Genomic DNA, 20,484 nt, shown 5'->3' with positions numbered 1-20,484 from the left:
TGGTTTTTTTTGTTTGTTTGTTGCATAAAAGCCTGAATATTTATTCAATAAATGATGGCATTTTAATGCCTAATGGTGCATTGCAATAGTGGCAAATACCTTGTGTTGATAAGGCTTGTGATTTTATAACTTCATTTATATTGCGAAGCAGCAAAATATCACATTGTGAAATTGCATATCGCTATTTGGAAAATTAAAAAAGCCCTGTTAGAATGCTTACACTAAGAAAAGTAACGCCTATATTTGTCGATGTGCCACGCGCAATTACCTCAAATGCGCACCAACAGGAGACCTCTTTATGTCACCCCAGATAGACCAAGTTTTGGCGCAAGCCGTCAATGATCCTGATGTTATGGAAACCAATGAGTGGCTCGACGCCCTCGAATCAGTGATCGAAAACGAAGGGCCAGAACGTGCTCATTACCTGATGGAACGCATGGTGGATCTGGCGCGTCGTCGCGGTGCGCACATCCCGTTTTCCAGTAATACCGCTTATGTGAATACAATTCCTGCTGACCAGGGCGAACATTGCCCGGGTAATCTGGAAATCGAAGAAAAATTACGTTCCATGATGCGTTGGAATGCGATGGCGATGGTGGTTAAGGCCAATCGTTTAGATGGCGATTTGGGTGGTCACTTATCCAGCTTTGCGTCTTTGGCGAACATGCTGGGTATAGGCTTTAACCATTTCTGGCACGCACCAACTGAAGAACATGGCGGTGACTTGCTGTACATTCAAGGTCACTCGTCTCCAGGTATCTACGCACGTGCGTTCCTTGAAGGTCGTCTGACAGAAGAACAATTGCTGCATTTCCGTCGTGAAGTGGATGGCAAAGGTTTGTCTTCCTACCCTCATCCAAAATTAATGCCAGATTTCTGGCAGTTCCCAACGGTGTCTATGGGCTTGGGTCCATTGATGGCGATTTATCAGGCACGTTTCCTGAAGTATTTGCATGCTCGTGGCATTGCGGATACTGAGAAGCGTAAAGTCTGGGCATTCTGCGGTGATGGTGAGATGGATGAACCAGAATCCATGGGTGCGATTGGTATGGCAGGTCGCGAACAGCTCGACAATCTTGTGATCGTCGTTAACTGTAACTTGCAACGTCTGGATGGCCCGGTACGCGGCAACGGTAAGATTATTCAGGAATTGGAATCTGATTTCCGTGGCGCAGGTTGGAACGTCGTTAAAGTCATCTGGGGCGCAGGCTGGGATGAATTGCTGGCAAAAGACAAAGACGGTATTTTGCAAAAAGTGATGATGGAAACTGTGGACGGTGAATATCAGAACTACAAAGCCAAAGATGGTGCGTATGTTCGTGCACACTTCTTTGGCAAGCATCCAAAATTGCTGGAAATGGTTTCCAAAATGTCGGATGACGACATCTGGCGTTTGACACGTGGTGGTCATGACCCACACAAGATTTATGCTGCGTTTAAAGTCGCGCAAGAAAACAAAGGACAGCCAACTGTCATTCTGGCGAAAAGTATCAAAGGCTTTGGTTTCGGTAAGTCGGGTGAAGCACGTAACACTGCCCACAATACCAAGAAATTGGATGATGAAGCGATCAAAGCCATGCGCGACCGCTTCCAGTTGCCTATCGCTGACGCTGATTTGCCATCTATCCCATTCTACAAACCAGCTGATGACACGCCGGAAATGCAATACCTGCATGCACGTCGTAAAGCATTGGGTGGTTACTTGCCGCAACGTCGTCAAAAAGCGGATGAAGCTTTGGTGGTGCCAGCGTTGTCTGCATTCCAGGCAATGTTGGAGCCAACTGCTGAAGGTCGTGAAATCTCTACTACGGCAGCGTATGTACGTATCCTGACAGCATTGTTACGTGATAGCAGCGTTGGCCCACGCGTGGTACCTATCATGGTCGATGAATCCCGTACCTTTGGTATGGAAGGGTTGTTCCGTCAAATCGGTATTTTCAGCCAGGTTGGTCAGTTGTATGAGCCGGTCGATAAAGACCAGGTGATGTACTACCGCGAAGATAAAGCTGGTCAGATTTTGCAAGAAGGTATCAATGAAGCGGGTGGTATGAGCTCATGGATTGCGGCAGCAACGTCCTACTCGACCAACAATCGCGTCATGATTCCGTTCTACACTTACTACTCCATGTTCGGTCTGCAACGTATTGGCGATCTGGCGTGGGCAGCGGGCGATATGCGTGCACGTGGCTTCTTGCTCGGCGGTACAGCCGGTCGCACGACATTGAACGGCGAAGGCTTGCAGCATGAAGACGGTCACAGCCATGTATTGGCGTCAACGATCCCTAACTGCGTACCTTACGATCCAACGTTTGCACACGAAGTAGCAGTCATCATTCACGATGGTCTGCGTCGCATGGTGACGGATCAGGAAGACGTGTTCTACTACATCACCTTGATGAACGAGAACTACAGCCATCCAGGTATCAAAGCGGGTCAGGAAGAGGGCATCATCAAAGGTCTGTACTTGTTGCAGAAGTCTGAACACACGACCAAGCACCGTGTACAACTGATGGGCTCTGGCACGATTCTGCGTGAAGTGATTGCCGCAGCTGAATTGCTGCAAAACGATTGGGGTATTGCGGCTGACATCTGGTCTGCACCATCCTTCACGTTGCTGGCACGTGATGGCCAGGATGCTGAACGTTGGAATATGTTGCACCCAACTGAGCCAGCACGTTTGCCATACATCACAGAATGCCTGAAAGATACGCAAGGCCCTATCGTGGTATCGACCGATTACATGCGTACCTTTGCTGAACAAGTACGTGCGTTCATTCCTAAAGATCGTAGCTACAAAGTGTTGGGTACAGATGGCTTTGGTCGTTCTGATTCCCGTGAAAAATTGCGTGAATTCTTTGAAGTGAATCGTTATTTTGTGGTCATTGCAGCATTGAAAACTCTGGCTGATGAAGGTGCTTTATCTGCTTCCGTTGTGGCACAGGCGATCAGCAAATACGGTATTAATGCTGATAAGCCAAATCCAGTAACTGTGTAACGCACATGTCTGGTTGTGTGATGCACAGCCAGACATCATTGCATACTTGAACGGTGCGCCACGCGCGCCCTACGAAAGAAACGTAAACGGAGCTAATTTATGAGCGCAATTGAAGTCAAAGTACCGGATATCGGTGATTTCAAAGAAGTAGAAGTCATTGAGCTGATGGTCAAAGTCGGCGATACCATCAAAGTCGATCAATCACTGATCACCGTCGAATCTGACAAAGCCAGTATGGAAATTCCATCCAGTCATGCAGGTGTGGTGACTGAGATTAAAGTAAAAATTGGTGATAAAGTTGCCGAAGGTTCTTTGCTGGTCATCGTTGAAGCTAGCGGCGCTGCAGCGCCAGCACCAGCACCAGCGCCAGCAGCACCGGCACCGGCACCGGCACCAGTTGCCGCAGCGCCTGCACCAACCACACCAGCACCGGCAGCGCCAGTCGCTGTTGCGGCGCCAGCAGCAGTCGTTTCTGCACCAGTAGCAACGGCCAGCGCAGGTAAAGCACATGCATCACCTTCTATCCGTAAATTTGCGCGTGAATTAGGTGTCGATCTGACTCGCGTAGCAGGTTCCGGTCAAAAAGGTCGTATTACCCAAGAAGACGTACAAAACTTTGTCAAAGGCATCATGGCAGGTAGCACAGCAGTTGCTGCTGTGGCTGCGCCAGTGGCTAAAAACGGTAGCGGTGTTGGTCTTGATCTGTTGCCATGGCCATCGCTGGATTTCAGTAAATTCGGTACGACCGAATTGTTGCCATTGTCACGCATCAAAAAACTCAGCGGCCCGAATTTGCATCGCAACTGGGTCATGATCCCGCATGTGACGCAATTCGATGAAGCCGATATTACTGATCTCGAAGAGTTCCGTAAATCATCGAATGAAGCGCTGGTCAAATCTGGCGTTAAATTAACGATGCTGGCATTTGTGATCAAAGCCAGCGTTGCTGCTCTGAAAAAATTCAAAGCCTTCAATGCTTCACTCGACGCGACTGGTGAAAACTTGATCTTGAAGCAGTACTACAACATCGGTTTTGCAGCAGATACACCAAATGGTCTGGTGGTTCCTGTTATCAAAAATGCTGATCAAAAAACCTTGTCGCAAATCGCTGTTGAGATGGGTGAGTTGTCCGCACAAGCGCGTGACGGCAAATTGAAGCCAGCCGATATGCAAGGCGCGACGTTCACTATTTCTTCTTTGGGTGGCATTGGTGGTACCGCATTTACACCAATTATTAATGCACCTGAAGTGGCGATTTTAGGCTTGTCCAAATCCAGCATGAAACCAGTCTGGGACGGCAAACAATTCGTACCACGTCTGATGTTGCCACTGTCTTTGTCCTACGATCACCGCGTGATTGATGGTGCAATGGCTGCGAAATTTACTGCATATCTGGCTGATGTTCTGGCTGATCTGCGTAAAACCCTGCTGTGATTGGAGAGCATGCGATGAGTACAGTTGAAGTCAAAGTCCCGGATATCGGTGATTTTAAAGAAGTCGAAGTGATTGAATTGTTGGTCAAAGTCGGCGATACGATCAAAGTTGATCAGTCTTTGGTGACCGTTGAATCCGACAAAGCAAGTATGGAAATCCCGTCCAGCCACGCTGGCGTGATCAAAGAACTGCGTGTCAAACTCGGTGACAAAATCGCTGAAGGTAGCCTGTTATTGATCGTTGAGGCGGAAGGTGGCGTTGCGGCTGCTCCTGCACCTGCACCAGTATCGGCGGTAGCTCCAGCGGCAGTCGCTGCGGTAGCACCTGCGGCTGTGGTAGTTGCCACTCCGGCAGTGGTGGGCATCGTAGAAGTCAAAGTACCAGATATCGGCGATTTCAAAGAAGTGGAAGTCATTGAATTGATGGTCAAAGTTGGCGATACCATCAAAGTAGATCAATCACTGATCACCGTTGAATCTGACAAAGCTAGTATGGAAATTCCATCCAGCCATGCTGGTGTGGTCAAAGAAGTGAAAGTCAAAGTCGGTGATAAAGTGGCTGAAGGTTCTTTGCTGTTGTTGGTAGAAGCAGCGGGTGTTGTAGCAACTTCCGCTCCTGCGGCTACAACTGCTCCTGCAGCCGCCGCTCCCGCTTCTGTAGCAAGCGTACCAGTTGTGCCAGCCCCAGTGGCGTCTGGCTACACTGGTCAGGTGGATATGGAGTGCGACATGATGGTCTTGGGTGCGGGTCCTGGTGGTTATTCAGCAGCGTTCCGCTCTGCTGATCTGGGATTGAATACCGTACTGGTAGAAAAATATTCGACACTCGGTGGCGTTTGCCTGAACGTTGGTTGCATTCCATCGAAAGCACTGTTGCACGTTGCTGCGGTCATTGATGAGACATCGCACATGGAAGCGCTGGGCGTGAGCTTTGCGAAGCCAACGATTGATATCGACAAATTGCGCGGTTACAAAGAAAGCGTCATCAAAAAAATGACGACCGGCTTGGCTGGTATGGCGAAAGCACGTAAAGTCAATGTTGTACAAGGCGTCGGTCAATTCCTGAGCCCTTACCACATTGAAGTGACGGCAGCTGACGGTACCAAAAAAGTGGTGCAATTCAAACAGGCGATCATCGCTGCAGGCTCTTCCGTTGTGAATTTGCCTTTTGTTCCAGCTGATCCACGTATCGTTGACAGTACGGGCGCATTAGAATTACGTCAGGTACCAAAACGCATGCTGGTCATCGGTGGCGGCATTATTGGTCTGGAAATGGCGACGGTCTATTCCACACTCGGTGCGCGTATTGATGTCGTCGAAATGATGGATGGCCTGATGCAAGGCGCTGACCGTGATATGGTCAAGGTCTGGCAGAAGTTCAACGAAAAACGTTTTGACAACATCATGTTGAAAACTAAAACGGTTGGCGTTGAAGCACTCCCAGAAGGCATCAAAGTCACTTTTGCAGCTGCTGTCGAAGGCGAAACAGCACCTGCACCACAATTGTATGATCTGGTGTTGGTGGCAGTCGGCCGCAGCCCGAACGGTAAAAAAATCGCCGCTGACAAAGCAGGTGTGGCCGTGACTGACCGTGGATTCATCAATGTCGACAAACAAATGCGTACCAACGTACCGCATATTTTTGCAATCGGTGATCTGGTCGGACAACCCATGCTGGCGCACAAAGCCGTGCATGAAGCGCACGTGGCGGCAGAAGCAGCAGCAGGTGAAAAAGCCTACTTCGATGCATCTGTCATCCCATCCGTTGCTTACACTGACCCAGAAGTGGCATGGGTAGGCGTGACCGAAGATGAAGCCAAAGCTAAGGGCTTAAAAGTCGAAAAAGGCTTGTTCCCATGGATGGCGTCCGGACGTGCGGTGGCGAACGGCCGTGATGAAGGTTTCACGAAGTTGATTTTTGATGCAGAAACCAAACGCATCGTCGGTGGCGGTATCGTCGGCACGCACGCTGGTGACATGATCGGTGAAATTGCTCTGGCAATTGAGATGGGTGCAGATGCCGTGGACATCGGTAAAACAATCCACCCGCATCCAACCTTGGGTGAATCCATCGGTATGGCAGCGGAAGTCTACAAAGGCGTCTGCACGGATTTGCCGCCGCAGCGTAAGAAGTAAGCTAAGCTTGCAGCAACAAAAAACCGCGATCAAGGTCGCGGTTTTTTTATTTGAACACTGTTAATCCGAGGTGTTTTTAAAAAACTCAACGATTGTTTAAAGACGCTTTTGTTTTAACAATCTCACTCAATAATTCAGATGGCACAGTCTGACCAGACGCACTGATTTGACGTATTGTTTCATGCAGCAGTTGCAATCGCACAATTTTTAAGACGACGATCGCAATCACCGAAACGATAGGGATCATTAAAGCAATGATAGGAATCAGGACAGGTGATGGATCTGACAATGAATTCATGATAAGTTTTCCAAATTAAGTTAGTTAGCGCCGGGCAGATTTATTTATCCAATGTTCCCAATGAATGAAGTCATTCATTACGATCACATTATCTTTTGATTATGATAATAAAAATGCTTAGAGTCAATAATTATAGTAGTGCGGGTGTAACTCACTAAATCAGCGTATCAATGTCCTGCTTTGCGCACTTCTGTAACCAAGGTCGGTAAATCCCAGGCACCGCCAGGAGCGATCAATTTGCACATGCCAGAGGTAGATGCGGATGTCGGTACAAATTTTTTGCCATCCCAGGTCCAGGTGCCTGAGCTCCAGCAATCTCCGAGGCCGCGTCCTTTTTGCGCGAAGCTGATTTTGCCGTCCGCATAATCGCTGGCGTCGGTTGTAAGCAATTCAGCAGAGTAGGGCGCTTTATCGTCCACTACCCAATAGGCAACACCTTGGTTATATGCTGCCATCCAACAGGTGGTAGAAATGAGTACGCTATGTGAACTTAGTCTGTTTATCGATAAACTATCTTCTTTGAAGCGTTTTTCAGTGATATCACTACAGTCATCTTCTTTGATGCTTGCCAGAAGCGCTGCCTGCAGGGCTTTGATTTTTAATAGTTTCGTATCATCAGGCTTATTTGCAAGTACGGGGGCGGCATGCACAATTGGCGTAGCAATTGCTGGTGCGACTTTATCTTCGTTTAAAGGGCCTTTTTTGTAGAGCGCGCCAATGGAATTTAATCGTTTTTGAAATTCGTCCATTTTCAGCAGCACTGCCGCCGCACCTTTGTCCGACAATTTCCAGCTTGTCTTGCCGATGCTCCAGACAATCTCACTATCTTGATGCAAAGCAGTGATCAGCACGTCTGTCTGTTGCTGATTTAATCTGGTTTCCAGATTGCTTTTATCAATGTTCAGGGTTCCCAGCACTTGCTGGTTGATGCGCATCGATACCTTAAATTTGGACGGAAGTTTTTGTAGTGCTTCGTTGTCGCCGTATTCGCCTATTTTTAGCGTGGCGATGACTGCTTGACTCGGACCAGCCTGACGCGTGAGTAGCACGGAAACCGCCATGTCGTCGCCATCTGCGTTATATCCAGCAGCTCTGCAGGTACGCGTGTTGTCACAGGCAAGTTCCCAATCGTTATGCGAAAAACTCACACCTTGTGTTTCTGCTGCGAGCGAGGTCGTACTCATGACGAAGCACGTGATACCGGAAAGTAGTGGTAAAGCTATGCGAAGTTGATTCATGTGATTTAGAAGTGGCGTTTATAGGTTTAGGCTGAATAATTTCTGAATAAAAATTTCCGCGAAACATCGGCAACGAGGTGGGAGATGCTATCGAAAAAATGAATTGATTTAACCATGATAAGCATAGAAGCTTCAACAACTGCGATCAAATTACTTTCAAGCGTGTTTCTTTTGATTGAGAGTTCAAAATAAAAGTGGCAAAACAAAGACGGACAACGCCGCCTTCATTCGTTTCATTGTTGTGCTGAAAGAGAAGAGAAAAAGCTAACATAGCGATTATTTTGAACAGTCCCAATTGCGCACATAGGTTGGTGTTTCAACCGTGATTCCATCGTCGGCCACTGGTGTTGTTTGCAGCTGCGTCAGCGGTAAAACTCCCGCCCATACTGGAATGCTTAAATCTTCCACATCGTCGACAGGGCCGCCGGTGCGAACTTTTGCAGCCACTTCATCAAGCGCAATGCGTAACACGCTGGTGGCCGCAAATTCTTTGTCATTCCCCGGGCGAACCTCGCTACCGCGTCCCGAAGCCAATTTATTCATGAAAACATCTAAGGCTGCACGTTTGTCTGCTTCATTCGACACTCTTTCGAAGCTGCCGTAAATGGCGACAGACCGGTAATTCATGGAATGATTGAATGCGGAGCGCGCGAGAACCAATCCGTCAAGGTGGGTAATAGTGATACAGACCTGGGTACCACCGGACAGTAACTTTACTAATCGTCCACCGTTAGAACCATGTATATAAAGATGGGTATCTTCGCGCCAGCAGGCCATGGGAATGCAGTGCGTTCCTTTTTCGTCGATGAATGCAATATGACACAGGTAGGCCGCGTCAATAATGGCGTATGCCGTGTCACGTTCATAATTGGCCAGTTCCGCAACGCGACGGACTCTGGTGCGATCAGTGGGAGGTATTTGAGCTTGAGAAGTCATTATTAATTTTTGTGGAGGAGGTAAAGATGCGGAATATAATGCATATATGGTTCTATAAATAGATCCATGAATAGTATAATTTTTAGAGCCACAATAGAATTGTCATCAAATGGACTACGCATTACTTCTTACAGATTTCTCAAAAAATCACTGCGGTTGGTCGCAACAACGCTCATTGCATGAGTGCCTCAGGTCAGCGATCAAAACTGGCAAACTCAACAGCGGCACTCGCATGCTCGCGACCAGGCAATTGGCATCAGACCTGGGAATCGCACGTAATACAGCGTTGTATGCATATGAACAGTTAGCAACCGAGGGGTATGTACGTTCCGACCGCCGTGGCACTTTCGTTGCTGATATCAAGCTTGCTAAAGTACGAGATGAACATGTATCGCAGCTTTTGCATCCGGGTTTATCGCAGCGAGCGCAGGTTCTGCCATCAAGACAGCCTGAAACTTCACTGACTACAGCATTTACCCCCGGAATACCGTCGCTTGTTGATTTTCCAATCCATTTGTGGCGGCGACTCCTTGAACGAGCCTGGCGTTCAACAACAGCAACACAATTAAGTTACGGCGATGCCGCTGGAGAGCCACTTTTGCGGGAAGCAATTGCAGATCATTTGCGCGCTTCGCGTGGCGTTATTTGCGAACCATCGCAGGTATTTATTACCGATGGTACTCAAAGCAGTCTCGACTTATGTGCACATGCGTTTGCTGACAAGGGTGATGTAGTCTGGATGGAAAGTCCAGGTTACCGGGGGGCTTTAAATGCATTTCATGCAGCCGAATTACGGATACACCCGATTGCAGTTGATTTGGATGGTATCGCACCATCAGAAGACGATTGGCATAAATCGTCGCCCAAGCTCATTTACGTTACACCATCGCATCAATTTCCGTTGGGTGGCGTATTAACACTTGAACGTCGGATCGCGCTCATCGAACAAGCGAGAACGGCGGGTGCATTGCTCATTGAGGATGATTACGACAGTGAGTTTCGGCACGACGGTCCTCCACTGCCGGCGATGCAGGGGCTCATGCCGAATGCGCCGGTGATATACCTTGGCACGTTTAGTAAAACAATGTTCCCCGCGTTGCGGATCGGGTTCATGATCGTCCCTCAAGGGTTTGTAGCCGCGATCAATGATTTAGTGTCTCAATCAGTGTCACGTGGTAGAACCACCGATCAATTGGCGTTGGCAGATTTTTTAAGCAGCGGGCAGTTCGCCACGCACTTACGTCGCATGCGACGTCTTTACCGACAACGACGCGATTGCATGAAGGCTGCACTGGAGCGTCATACTAGCGCTTTCGGCAAAGTATATGGCATATCTTCTGGCATGCATCTTGTTTTGGCTTTAGACGAATCGATATCAGACATGAAAGTCAGCGCAAACGCGCTGGAGCAAGGTATTGTGGCGCATGCTGTGAGCGCACATGTCATCGGGGAAGTCAATGCGATCAGGAACGGCCTGGTTTTAGGCTATGCGCAAGTACCCATTGAGCAAATCGACGAGGCTGTCAGAAAATTGAGCGAAATCATAAAAAGCGCGAAAAGCTTTTGATTTTTTTCTTCACAATTTTGGATTTATGTTCGTTTCGCCTTGTTTCGTTTTGGAAGAAATGATTGTCACGAGAAGGAGGGCTTAGGATTGACTTGGATAGCAGTATCAACAGGTATTGAAAATCGCTGTTGATTGAAGTTTGAGCTGGCGTAAAAAAAGGCGAACAACGCCGCCTTTTTTTGCTTGCTTGTTTCAATACCGTAATGTTTAACCGTTCAACACTTTCATACTCGCTTCTGGATAACGTGCACCTGCCACAGCGTCAGGCGGGAAGATATCGTTCAGCACTTGCAAATCCTTGGCCGATAATTTCAAATTGAGTGCGCCCCAGTTTTCTTCGAGGTAGCGACGGCGTTTGGTGCCCGGGATAGGTACGATATGCGGGTCCTGTGCCAGTACCCATGCCAAAGCCAATTGTGATGCAGTACAACCGTAGTCTTTCGCAAGTTGTTCTACTTTGTACACCAGTTGTAAGTTCTTATTGAAATTCTCTCCCTGAAAGCGTGGGCTGAAGCGGCGATAGTCGTCTTCAGCAAATTGCTCGGGGCTAGTTAGGGCGCCAGTCAGAAAACCACGACCCAAAGGGCTGTAAGGGACAAAACCGATACCCAGATGGCGGCAGGTTGCCAGCACATCTTGTTCCGGATCGCGGGTCCATAGCGAGTATTCGCTTTGAATGGCTGTGATAGGGTGGACTTGATGGGCGCGCTCTATAGTGGCAGCCGCAGGTTCAGACAAGCCGATATAGCGAATTTTACCGGCCTTGACCAAATCTGCCATTGCTCCAACGCTTTCTTCAATAGGTGTATTCGGGTCAATACGGTGTTGATAGTACAAATCGATATGATCAACGCCAAGACGCTTGAGGCTACCTTCGACGGATTGCTTGATGTAATCCGGGCTGCCATTGATGCCACGTGCCTGAGGATTGCTCAGATCGCGGACGATGCCAAATTTGGTCGCGATAAAGACCTGATCGCGTTTGCCTTTGATGGCTTTGCCCAATAATTCTTCGTTGGTGTACGGGCCATACATATCCGCTGTGTCGAATAGGGTGATTCCCAACTCGATGGCGCGATGGATGGTAGCGATGGATTCAGCATCATCGCGGTTGGCGTAGAAATCACTCATTCCCATACAGCCAAGACCCAGTGTAGAAACGACTGGGCCGTTAGCGCCCAGGCGTCGAGTGCTTCCTGTTTCAGGTGTGTGCGTTTGCGTGTTGTTGACTGCTTGCATGTTGAATTTCCTCTTTTGATGAAGTCAGATGAGTAGCGGTGGAAGCTTGCAATTCTTCGTACATCACGATTTTTTTGTGCAGTACGTCGAGATTGCCTTGCAATTCCGCGATGGTTTCTTCCACGCTGCGCGTATGCTGTTCCAGCAAGGCTTTGCGTGCAGCCACACTAGCGGGCGTATTGCCCTGACGACGCAGTTCTGCATAACGCAACATGTCGCGTACCGGTAAGCCGGTACGCCGAAGCTTGAGCAAAAACTCTATCCAGCGGATATCGTCTTCACGAAACAGCCGATGTGTATTGTCGCGCCGTGTCACCGGATCAAGTAAGCCTACACGCTCGTAATAGCGAAGCGTATGGACACTTAAACCAGTAGCGGCGGATGCTTGTTGTATCGTCATTGAGGTGGTCATGGTTCGCAGTCTAGAAGTTGGAGTGCACTCTAAGTCAAGACCATTATTGTTCATTTTTTGAATATTTTCCAAGAAAATGAAATTGAGTCAAAACCGATTGAAATGGTATTAAATTATGTTAGTTTCTTTGGTGTAACATCAAAAATTGGTAAGAATGAGACTGTTTTCTACCAGTGAGCCTTAAGTGATGCTAAATTGGAGTCAATCTTTTAATAAAAATCGGCTATTAACATTTTGTTGCAGGATATTTGTCCAGTAAGGAAATATCACAGTCAGGCGACGAGTGGTATAGCCGCAAGGGCAATTTGATGTAAATCTTATCGTAAAAAAGTTAAGCTCAGGTTTTAAATCACGGAGCCCTGCATAATAGGTTAGCAGCCTCCAGTGGTCGTCGTTCATAGTTTGCCATTGCTGTCAGTTTCACCGTCTTGATTTTTGCAACTCTGCTGTGCAATTTAACGGGAGCGTCAGAATGAATACACCCAATTTCTCAGAAAAATTTAGTTGCCCAGAATTTTTGGCGATGGAACGCACCATTATCGATGACTTCGTCGATTGCACACGTGAATGCTGTGCCGAGGTCGAAATTTGTGTCAAAGCCCTCAATAAGCAAGGCGGGCCAGAGTATATTCATCGCATGTTTCGCTCTATGCATTCCTTAAAGGGGAATTGCCAGATGGTCGGTTTGGGGCCGTTGAATGCTTTATTGCACCGGATAGAAGAAGTTTTCTCTCGTGCGCGTGCGCATCCTGAGCAATATATTCCGGAACTTGGTGAGTTTTTACTGCTGGCAACCGATGAAATCGAAGAGTTGTTATCTGAATTAATCGCCAACGGCGAAGCAGATGAAGTCAAGCGAAAAAGACTTTATGATGTTTGCGAAACGTTACAAAAAAATACAGTCAATGGACTGAGTGCCGGCGTATTTAAAGATGCAATAGCTAGTCTTGGCGGCCGTATTTTTGATAAGAGTGCCACACTAAAAAATTTGAAAATTGAATTGACGCTCCCAGAGGATCTGACCTTAATGCGCTCTTTGGCGGCTCATCTCGATAAACTCAGTATTTTTAGAAAAAATCGCAGTGAACAAACGTTGGAATTGGTGAATTCTTTGAATGAAGCAATGGGCTTCCCGGCGGATAAAAAACAATTAGAAGCCGCTGCATGGATGCATGATGTAGGTATGAGTCTGATACCGCAGGTTATTTTCAACAAAGAAGGAAATTTATCTAAGGAAGAACAAAAGATTTTACAAGAACATGTGCAATTAGGCAGTCAGCTTTTGCTGCGCTTTGGCGGTTGGGACGATGCTGCACGGATGGTACTTGATCATCATGAGTTTTTTGATGGTTCAGGTTATCCCAATGGCACGGTAGGAAATGATATTCATCCCGGAGCACGTATGTTGGCGATCGTTGACACGTTTTGTTCCATTACTACTGAACGCTCAGATCGTGGCTATAAAAAAAGCTTGATGCAGGCGATTTCAGAAATTAACGCCAATATCCACGTGCAATTTGATCCGCAGATGGTAACGACTTTTAATGATGTAGTACGAAATTTAATGATGAAACAGTAGGGCTAGCCAAAATTGCGTTGGCATCGCTAGTGCTTTTTTACTTAGCGTGCAATACCTTCATCGTCATTCGGTAGTTGGATAATTTGTCTAGCGCTTGTTAAGCAAAAAATGGAACATGCCTCAAACATGTTCCATTTTTTTTTGGGGAAAGCGGGGGAAAGCTTAAGGTGATTAACGCAAACCAGTCACATTCGCATCTTTAGGGTAACTGATGGTGTAGTCTGCGCCAAGCTTGATTTGCTGACCAGGGTTGAGTTTCATGTCCCAAGAAATAATTCCCGGTTGTTTGTGCCAGCTTTGTTGTGTCGGCGCAGTGCTAAACTGGCTGCTGACCTTGATATCTTCATTTTCTGGCTTCGGTGTTGGTTCTACCACCTCTAGTTTTACTGCAGTTTTATGTTGGTTCGTTATGCGGTAATTATGAGCAATTTTTTTCTCAATACGACTACCGATGAAGCCTTTTGTACTTGCATCTTTTTGTTCAGGTTCAACTTCGACCTGCACCATGTTGTCGCGGCCAAAGAATAGTTCAACTTTTTCTTCGCTGCCGAAACGTAATTGATTTTGGCCGATGAAATCACCATCTCTGAATAATTGCAGATTGCCAGCAGGCCATGAACCTGCGGGTCGCGTGGCCTCAGCTAACAAATAGGCTTGCGCTTCTTGTTGCGGCTGGATACGCACGCGCAGGTCCGCATCAATCAATTGGGAACCTAAGGCATAGCCTATTTTTTTGCCATTTCCGGTCAGGCTGACTTTTCCTGGCACTCCAAATTCAGCCGCGTATTCACCTTGGAAAACGCTGACATCAAAACTAACTGCAGGGCTTGAAGCTTCCGGGCGAATGTTAGAAACTGCGGTGGTAAATTTAGCTTGTGGCTGACTTATATAGGCAACTTCATGTGGTGGTATAAAAGCTGGTGGTGGCGCTGCAATATCAAGCACCCACGGTGATGGAGGGTAGATTTTGTTTGCTTGATTCGGTTGCACTGTGGATAGCTTCAAATTCACATCATTCCAGTCTTCACCGCTACTCTGCGCGACTTGCGCATGCCGCTCAAGTTTGACTTGCCCCGTGCTGCTGTTCAGGTAAGCACGATAAACGGGTGTCCAACCCGCTTGCGTCATGCGATACGATACATGTAACTCAGCGTCTTGTTGTGCTGCCACGCGGATGGTGACTTTTCTGATTTGTGGATTGGCTTGAACCTGGGTGTTCAATTCTGCGCGTAACGGGGTCAGTAATTTGTCGATTTCTTCAATGCGACGTTGCGCCTGATGCTGGCGCTGCAACGTATCCTGACCATTTTTACGTAACAGTTCTATGGTCGTATTCATAGGACTGGCGCTGGCCTGACGTTCAGTTCCTATATTCTTTAAATAACCGAGGATTAAATCCTGCGCACCTGCCTCACTGGAAATCGCCGCACGTTGTTCTTCCAGATCACGAATGCGTTTGTCCAAAGCAGTATTTGCACACTCTGGTGCCCTCACACGATCAAGCGTCTCCACACTGATGTCGCCCACCTGGATACCGTTGTCTGCATGCACGGATAATGAATCGGTATCAAAGCGGGCGGACAAGCAATTCAGTACCAGCTCTTTCATTCCTGCATTCACTTTGGCGACACGCTCGACGGTTGCACCACCCGGGTACACTAAAACATTACTGATGTTAGACGGCGTAGCCGATTGCCCCAGACACAACTGTGGCAGCACTGCACTGAGGGTAAGCAAAGACTTTCGCATGATTTTTCCTAAAAACAGATCGTATGAGGTCGTAAGATTGGAGTCTGGTAGCTTTGTCAGTATCGCAGAGTTTGCAATAAAACAAAATATCTTCCAGGACGCTTCAAAGACACTTGATTGATCAGCTTCTCAAAAAGCCCATGTCGCAGATGTATAAAAAATCTTACTTTGTGGAATCTGTGCAAACACAGCTGTCGCTGGCCCGCCATAGATGCGAATCCCTGCATCGATGTGCCAACGATCACCCTGCCAGTCAATGCTGGCACTGGTCGCATGACCTTTGTCCTCTGGTGTGTAGAGGGTATCGATGGCAGTTTCCCACGCACCGCTTTTTTTGCTCCAGCGTGCAAACAAATTTTTTCTTCGTAGATTATTGGCGGCAGCGAGCAAGTTGCTTTGCCATGCGAGGTTATAGGCAACTGGTGTTTGCAGCGATGGCATTGCGCTGGCTAATTGTCCTAAAGCCAGATTACGTTGATTCCATTGACCCCATTGAGCATTTGACGGAGCTGCACCGTCCCACCAGGCTTCGACGATAAAGCTATGCTGATCCTCCGTTGTATATGTCATTCCTAATGCTGCTTGTTGAATGTTGTTAGTCAACGGCGCTTGCCACGGCGATGTTCTGGCGAGCAATGCCGGAGGAGGTACCAAGGTCAACATCGCCATTTTTTGGCTATAACGGTAAGATGCATGTAATTCCAGCGATTCAGTAGCGACCCAGGCGGCAGCACTACCCAGGCTGGTACCAGTTTCCTGGCCATATCGGGCAAAACCGTACATATCCAGACTTCCGGCATGATGGTAAGCCCTTGCTACAAAGGCTTGCTCTACCGTTGCATCAGTGCTGGCGCCGTGGTCCGGATTGACCCAAACCAAAGCCAGAGAACTATCGGCATTAAAATATTCTGCCATGGCGACGGGTCTGCCGATCAGGGTACTGGTGATAAATGTCTGGCGTTTCTCTTGCTGGATCATGTCGTTGGGACGAAATCCATAAGCGACATCCCAACTAATAATTTTTTTACCGATACTAAATTGCCATTCATCTTTACCCCAGCCGGTATAGAGTTCGTTGAGCCATCCGGTAGCGTTGGTATGACCCTGATCAACAGCATGCCCCTGTACTGTGGCTATTGCGGTAACGCCGCGTGCGCTTGCATGTAATTCTGCCTCAACACTGGCATCGTTGTTATATTCAGGTATCAGACCTGGCACCAATTGATTTGCTTTGGATACTGGGTCGTGGATATTATTTTCTGTGGACGTCCAAAGATTGCGTATTTGTCCGCTGAACTGAAAATCGTCTGCAAGGGCGTTGTTGCTCAGCGCCATATTACTGAGCAAAGACAGTATGAATGCCACCCCCCGCAAGCCGGGACGTTTTAAAAACTTAGTTGTAGCGGCGCTATGCATGGCTTACTCCAGATTAGGATTTTTTGCCAGGAACATGGGGTTCAACCATTGGTCAGGAATTGCTTTTGGCTTTCTGCTGACATATTGCACACGGGTTTCTTTATGACTGCTTAATTGATCAAGTAAGATCATCTGATCAACGGCAGTTGGTGCTTGTGCTTTGTCCATCATAAAACTTGCTTGTTTAGCGAGCTTTTCAGATTGCACATACAAATCTGCTTTCAATGGCTCGTGCAAGGTTTTACCCAACCATAATTCTATGTGTTGGTAAGCGACTGATTTGCGAGTGGCATTTAAACTCAGGTGCAGACAAGCTCGCTTGTCGCATTGTTCTTCACCGACGATTTTTCCTTCATAGTCTTGCTCCCAGGCAGTGGTTGCGATATCACCGATGGAGGCATCACCGAGCAATTTCTGCATCGGCGTAATCCGCAAAGGGCGCTGGCTGCCGGGCAATAACATCCAAAAATCATCACCGGACATCAGTACCTTCTGACCTTTTTCCGAAGGACTTTGCATCAATACTAAGGACTGACGATTGGGACGGCTATAGACCAGATAGGCACGTTCTTTCTCTTTTGCACCATCGTGATTGAAGGTGGTGATGAGCGTTTCGACTTGCATGCTTTCATCAACCAACCGGAAATGATCTGCGGTTTTCAATAAATTTTTGAGTTCATCAGCGTGGGCGACTCCACCGATCGTAGCGAGGCTTAAAATCAGGCTGGAAATAAGGTGTTTGTTTTTGATAGACATACTATTTCTTTCTCTTGTTTTAATTGTGTGCCAAGGCATCAACGATAGGCTGCTGCAGAGTTTTACGGGCAATTACTCCTGATGACAGCATGGATAAGGCGATCATTCCGAATAAAGTCGTTGCATACATTGCTACATCGATAGTGATAAGCAGTGGGTAGCCCGTAGAGCGTCCTGGTGGTGGCGGCATTTCAACCGGAAATATCAGCAGCAATACAGCAATCCCCATGGCAATCACCGCTCCTGTGATGGCACCGGTCGCGCCAAGAAACATGCCTTCAAAAGTGAAGCTGCGTATCAGTTCTGCTGGCAACGTTCCCATGGCCCGCAGGCTGCCGATTTCTCGGGTGCGTTCGATAATTGCCATCGCCATTGCGTTGGCAACGACAAACACAACGATGACACTGATAATCAAACCAAGTGCGCCAAAAATGCGGTTGTACAACTCTCGCACTGATTTATAAAAGAAAGCTTCGTCTAACCATGTTTCCACTTTCATCGTTGGCACAGCATGGCCAATCCGCTGTTGCGCAGAATCTGTCGCATCCATGCTATTTAAGAATACGCCGAGGCTGGAGACTTTTTGTGTGTTCAGAATTTTTTGTGCGGTCTTGATATCGGTGTACACCAGGCGCTTATCGATGTCTGGAATTCCAGTTGAAACGACCCCTTTGACTTTAACGTCCATCGCATTCAATGCGCCATCAACGGTACTGACCATGAGCGTTAAGTCACTGCCGGTTTTAGCTTTTAAGCTTTTGGCTAAGGCTTCACCCAACATGATTTCAGTATCTTTGGCATTGGCTTGCAAAATCTCCCCTTCTTTGACTGTCAGAAAAGGTCCTTTGACGGCAAATTCTGCTTCTGGATCTATCCCGATTGCCAGCATGATTGTGGATTTGTCTCCGTTACTAATGAGTCCGCTAAAATCGACGCGAGGAAGCACATAGCGTACGGCCGGATCACTGAGCAATTGCTGTTGTAATGCAGCAGAATTATCAATACCAAATTGCAGCGGTACATCTTCTTCGGTACCGAAATGTGCTGGTGTGCCCACAATCAAATGACCAGTCGTGCGCGCTGCGGCTTGTGATAAGCCTTGATACGTAGAGTAAGCAAAACCACCTGCAAGCAAAATCGCCGCAGTGCCCAAAGCTGCAATGGTCACGGTAACAAGTGAACGGCGGCGGTTGCGTAAGCTGTTATGAAACGCAAATTTCATCCAGGTGATATTGTCGGTGACGAGTTTCATTGCAATCTCCCATCCAGTAAAGAAACGATGCGATCGGTACGGCGGGTCAGGCGTTCATCGTGGCTGGCAATAATGAATGCCGCTCCTTCGGCATGACCGCGTTCACGCATCAGATCCAGCACCTGATCTGCGGTGTGCGAATCCAGGCTTGCCGTGGGTTCATCGGCAATCACGATGGAAGGGCGCTTAATCAGTGCACGAGCAATGGCGACACGTTGACGCTGACCGCCTGATAGTGCATCTGGCAAGTGTTGCGCGTGTTCGTCCAGACCTACGGCTTTGAGCTGCGCTGCCACACGTTGTTTGCGTTCTGCTGCTGAGACGCCGTTTAAAAACAAGGGATAGTCAACGTTTTCAGCGACCGTCATTACTGGAACCAGATTGAAACTCTGAAAGATAAAGCCTATGGTGTCGCGTCTTTGTATTGTCAGTTGTTTTTCGCTGAGCGTGCGGGTATCGATGCCATTGATGAGTACATCGCCGGCATCTGCACGATCAATCAAACCGCATAAATTTAAGATCGTGCTTTTACCACTGCCTGAGGGGCCGGTTAATGCCAGCAATTCACCGCGCTGTACCTTGAGGTCAACACCACGAAGTGCCTGCACCAGATGTTCACCAAGGCGGTAAGACTTATGGACGCCACGTAATTCCATGATCGCAGCGTGGCTCATGATGGAATACCTTTCAATAAGCTGTTAGCGTTAGCTGCTTGCGGCGCATTGGCTTGAATTATCGCCTTCAGATAAGTCTTAGCCAATTCAGGATGTTTTTGATCGATCGCCAGATTGGCTGCACGCATCCACACTGCACCACGGAAATCAACAGCAGTGCTGGAAAATAAAGGATGCTGCAAAATCTCATTGAGTAGCTTTTGTCCTTGGCCACCACGATTCATAAAGCCAGGAACTGCAAGAAACGTGTTGGCTGCGACAAATTTGGCTTCCAATGCCACTGGCACTGTGCCGTGCATAGCCGCCGCAGCGTTGGTATTTGATGATAATTGCAGTGCTTTATCGAGCATCGCAAGGCCATCTTCGGAGTAAGACATTTTTTTCCATGGGAATATGGTTGTGGTTGCAAGTTTGGTTGTTGCTGCACCGGCATACGCCATTAAGAGTGGGTTAGCAGGCTCGGCTTTGAGCATTTCCTGAAATCCAGTGGCAGCTTTTTCGGCATCAGCATCGCTTTTGGCTTGCGTAAAGCTTTTAAAATTCATCTGGAAGTCAGATTCTGAAAAAGCGTTTGCAGAGTTAGCCGCGCAAATCAAAGTGCTGCTCAGTACGACTACACTGACGAGGGATAGCTTATTTATTGCTTTCATGTTGATCTCCTGTTGTTGGTGGCGTTTCGGGGTGCGCTAAGGGGGCGACATCTGCAGAATAAATTTGATCGTTGTAAGATGCGACAGGAATGCGACTGGTGGTCGTAGTCTGGTGTGAAATGCCTGAAATTTGGCGTGAATAGCAGTACAACTA

At 47.8% G+C, this 20,484-nt stretch carries 16 protein-coding genes; 5 read left to right on the top strand and 11 right to left on the bottom strand.

Annotated elements, in window-relative coordinates:
* Positions 1-298 precede the first annotated feature (298 nt).
* The 3 genes from aceE (at position 299) to lpdA (ending at position 6,564) form a co-directional block, all read left to right on the top strand.
* A complete protein-coding gene (aceE, locus tag ACO0KY_RS03405) occupies positions 299-2,995 on the top strand; it encodes a pyruvate dehydrogenase (acetyl-transferring), homodimeric type (protein ID WP_186912530.1) in 2,697 nt (898 codons plus the stop codon).
* A gap of 99 nt (positions 2,996-3,094) precedes the next feature.
* On the top strand, positions 3,095-4,429 hold the full coding sequence (gene aceF, locus ACO0KY_RS03400; protein WP_423044270.1) for a dihydrolipoyllysine-residue acetyltransferase: 1,335 nt from the start codon (positions 3,095-3,097) through the stop codon (positions 4,427-4,429).
* A 14-nt stretch (positions 4,430-4,443) separates the two neighbouring features.
* On the top strand, positions 4,444-6,564 hold the full coding sequence (lpdA, locus tag ACO0KY_RS03395; RefSeq protein WP_423044268.1) for a dihydrolipoyl dehydrogenase: 2,121 nt from the start codon (positions 4,444-4,446) through the stop codon (positions 6,562-6,564).
* An 85-nt stretch (positions 6,565-6,649) separates the two neighbouring features.
* Here the strand turns inward: lpdA and ACO0KY_RS03390 are convergent, their stop codons facing one another.
* The 3 genes from ACO0KY_RS03390 to ACO0KY_RS03380 all read right to left on the bottom strand — a co-directional run bounded on the left by ACO0KY_RS03390 (position 6,650) and on the right by ACO0KY_RS03380 (position 9,036).
* Positions 6,650-6,862 (bottom strand): hypothetical protein, encoded by a 213-nt coding sequence (locus ACO0KY_RS03390; RefSeq protein WP_423044266.1) that lies wholly within the window; start codon positions 6,860-6,862, stop codon positions 6,650-6,652.
* Positions 6,863-7,029: 167 nt separating this feature from the next.
* On the bottom strand, positions 7,030-8,100 hold the full coding sequence (locus tag ACO0KY_RS03385; RefSeq protein WP_423044264.1) for a DUF1176 domain-containing protein: 1,071 nt from the start codon (positions 8,098-8,100) through the stop codon (positions 7,030-7,032).
* Between the two features lie 276 nt (positions 8,101-8,376).
* The gene (locus ACO0KY_RS03380; RefSeq protein ID WP_423044262.1) at positions 8,377-9,036 is read right to left on the bottom strand and encodes a pyridoxamine 5'-phosphate oxidase family protein; all 660 of its coding nucleotides are present in this window, start codon (positions 9,034-9,036) and stop codon (positions 8,377-8,379) included.
* Between the two features lie 109 nt (positions 9,037-9,145).
* Here ACO0KY_RS03380 and ACO0KY_RS03375 point away from each other — a divergent pair, with 109 nt between their 5' ends.
* Positions 9,146-10,603: a PLP-dependent aminotransferase family protein gene (locus ACO0KY_RS03375; protein ID WP_423044260.1), complete on the top strand. Its 1,458-nt coding sequence runs from the start codon at positions 9,146-9,148 to the stop codon at positions 10,601-10,603.
* Between the two features lie 207 nt (positions 10,604-10,810).
* Here ACO0KY_RS03375 and ACO0KY_RS03370 read toward each other — a convergent pair whose 3' ends face one another.
* Together ACO0KY_RS03370 and ACO0KY_RS03365 are read right to left on the bottom strand one after the other, a co-directional pair.
* Entirely contained in the window at positions 10,811-11,842 is a 1,032-nt protein-coding gene (locus tag ACO0KY_RS03370; protein ID WP_423044258.1) for an aldo/keto reductase, read from the bottom strand.
* A complete protein-coding gene (locus ACO0KY_RS03365; protein ID WP_423044256.1) occupies positions 11,805-12,254 on the bottom strand; it encodes a MerR family transcriptional regulator in 450 nt (149 codons plus the stop codon). The genes ACO0KY_RS03370 and ACO0KY_RS03365 overlap by 38 nt, the downstream gene beginning before the upstream one ends.
* A gap of 472 nt (positions 12,255-12,726) precedes the next feature.
* On the opposite strand from ACO0KY_RS03365, the gene ACO0KY_RS03360 reads away from it, so the two are divergent.
* Complete coding sequence (locus ACO0KY_RS03360) at positions 12,727-13,833, top strand: HD domain-containing phosphohydrolase (RefSeq protein WP_423044254.1); 1,107 nt, start codon at positions 12,727-12,729, stop codon at positions 13,831-13,833.
* 171 nt (positions 13,834-14,004) lie between these two features.
* Here the strand turns inward: ACO0KY_RS03360 and ACO0KY_RS03355 are convergent, their stop codons facing one another.
* The 6 genes from ACO0KY_RS03355 to ACO0KY_RS03330 all read right to left on the bottom strand — a co-directional run bounded on the left by ACO0KY_RS03355 (position 14,005) and on the right by ACO0KY_RS03330 (position 20,330).
* Positions 14,005-15,582 (bottom strand): mucoidy inhibitor MuiA family protein, encoded by a 1,578-nt coding sequence (locus ACO0KY_RS03355; protein WP_423044252.1) that lies wholly within the window; start codon positions 15,580-15,582, stop codon positions 14,005-14,007.
* A 129-nt stretch (positions 15,583-15,711) separates the two neighbouring features.
* Positions 15,712-16,998, bottom strand: coding sequence for a hypothetical protein (locus tag ACO0KY_RS03350; RefSeq protein ID WP_423044250.1), 1,287 nt, complete (start codon positions 16,996-16,998; stop codon positions 15,712-15,714).
* Between the two features lie 3 nt (positions 16,999-17,001).
* Positions 17,002-17,754 carry an outer membrane lipoprotein-sorting protein gene (locus ACO0KY_RS03345; protein WP_423044248.1) on the bottom strand — a complete coding sequence of 251 codons (753 nt, stop codon included), beginning with the start codon at positions 17,752-17,754 and terminating at the stop codon, positions 17,002-17,004.
* Between the two features lie 19 nt (positions 17,755-17,773).
* Entirely contained in the window at positions 17,774-19,006 is a 1,233-nt protein-coding gene (locus ACO0KY_RS03340; protein ID WP_422989293.1) for an ABC transporter permease, read from the bottom strand.
* Positions 19,003-19,680 carry an ABC transporter ATP-binding protein gene (locus tag ACO0KY_RS03335; RefSeq protein ID WP_422989295.1) on the bottom strand — a complete coding sequence of 226 codons (678 nt, stop codon included), beginning with the start codon at positions 19,678-19,680 and terminating at the stop codon, positions 19,003-19,005. Before ACO0KY_RS03335 ends, ACO0KY_RS03340 begins: the two co-directional genes overlap by 4 nt.
* Complete coding sequence (locus tag ACO0KY_RS03330; protein ID WP_423044245.1) at positions 19,677-20,330, bottom strand: hypothetical protein; 654 nt, start codon at positions 20,328-20,330, stop codon at positions 19,677-19,679. The genes ACO0KY_RS03335 and ACO0KY_RS03330 overlap by 4 nt, the downstream gene beginning before the upstream one ends.
* Positions 20,331-20,484 lie beyond the last annotated feature (154 nt).

Origin of the sequence: Undibacterium sp. Dicai25W (genome assembly GCF_049340505.1) — a bacterium.
Lineage (GTDB): Bacteria > Pseudomonadota > Gammaproteobacteria > Burkholderiales > Burkholderiaceae_D > Undibacterium > Undibacterium jejuense.
This window is presented reverse-complemented; position numbering and strand designations above follow the sequence as displayed.

Excerpts from the sequence above, each read along its gene's own strand:
- aceE (WP_186912530.1), top strand. The coding sequence starts at position 299 with ATGTCACCCCAGATAGACCAAGTTTTGGCGCAAGCCGTCAATGATCCT.
- aceF (WP_423044270.1), top strand. The coding sequence starts at position 3,095 with ATGAGCGCAATTGAAGTCAAAGTACCGGATATCGGTGATTTCAAAGAA.
- lpdA (WP_423044268.1), top strand. The coding sequence starts at position 4,444 with ATGAGTACAGTTGAAGTCAAAGTCCCGGATATCGGTGATTTTAAAGAA.
- ACO0KY_RS03390 (WP_423044266.1), bottom strand. The coding sequence starts at position 6,862 with ATGAATTCATTGTCAGATCCATCACCTGTCCTGATTCCTATCATTGCT.
- ACO0KY_RS03385 (WP_423044264.1), bottom strand. The coding sequence starts at position 8,100 with ATGAATCAACTTCGCATAGCTTTACCACTACTTTCCGGTATCACGTGC.
- ACO0KY_RS03380 (WP_423044262.1), bottom strand. The coding sequence starts at position 9,036 with ATGACTTCTCAAGCTCAAATACCTCCCACTGATCGCACCAGAGTCCGT.
- ACO0KY_RS03375 (WP_423044260.1), top strand. The coding sequence starts at position 9,146 with ATGGACTACGCATTACTTCTTACAGATTTCTCAAAAAATCACTGCGGT.
- ACO0KY_RS03370 (WP_423044258.1), bottom strand. The coding sequence starts at position 11,842 with ATGCAAGCAGTCAACAACACGCAAACGCACACACCTGAAACAGGAAGC.
- ACO0KY_RS03365 (WP_423044256.1), bottom strand. The coding sequence starts at position 12,254 with ATGACCACCTCAATGACGATACAACAAGCATCCGCCGCTACTGGTTTA.
- ACO0KY_RS03360 (WP_423044254.1), top strand. The coding sequence starts at position 12,727 with ATGAATACACCCAATTTCTCAGAAAAATTTAGTTGCCCAGAATTTTTG.
- ACO0KY_RS03355 (WP_423044252.1), bottom strand. The coding sequence starts at position 15,582 with ATGCGAAAGTCTTTGCTTACCCTCAGTGCAGTGCTGCCACAGTTGTGT.
- ACO0KY_RS03350 (WP_423044250.1), bottom strand. The coding sequence starts at position 16,998 with ATGCATAGCGCCGCTACAACTAAGTTTTTAAAACGTCCCGGCTTGCGG.
- ACO0KY_RS03345 (WP_423044248.1), bottom strand. The coding sequence starts at position 17,754 with ATGTCTATCAAAAACAAACACCTTATTTCCAGCCTGATTTTAAGCCTC.
- ACO0KY_RS03340 (WP_422989293.1), bottom strand. The coding sequence starts at position 19,006 with ATGAAACTCGTCACCGACAATATCACCTGGATGAAATTTGCGTTTCAT.
- ACO0KY_RS03335 (WP_422989295.1), bottom strand. The coding sequence starts at position 19,680 with ATGAGCCACGCTGCGATCATGGAATTACGTGGCGTCCATAAGTCTTAC.
- ACO0KY_RS03330 (WP_423044245.1), bottom strand. The coding sequence starts at position 20,330 with ATGAAAGCAATAAATAAGCTATCCCTCGTCAGTGTAGTCGTACTGAGC.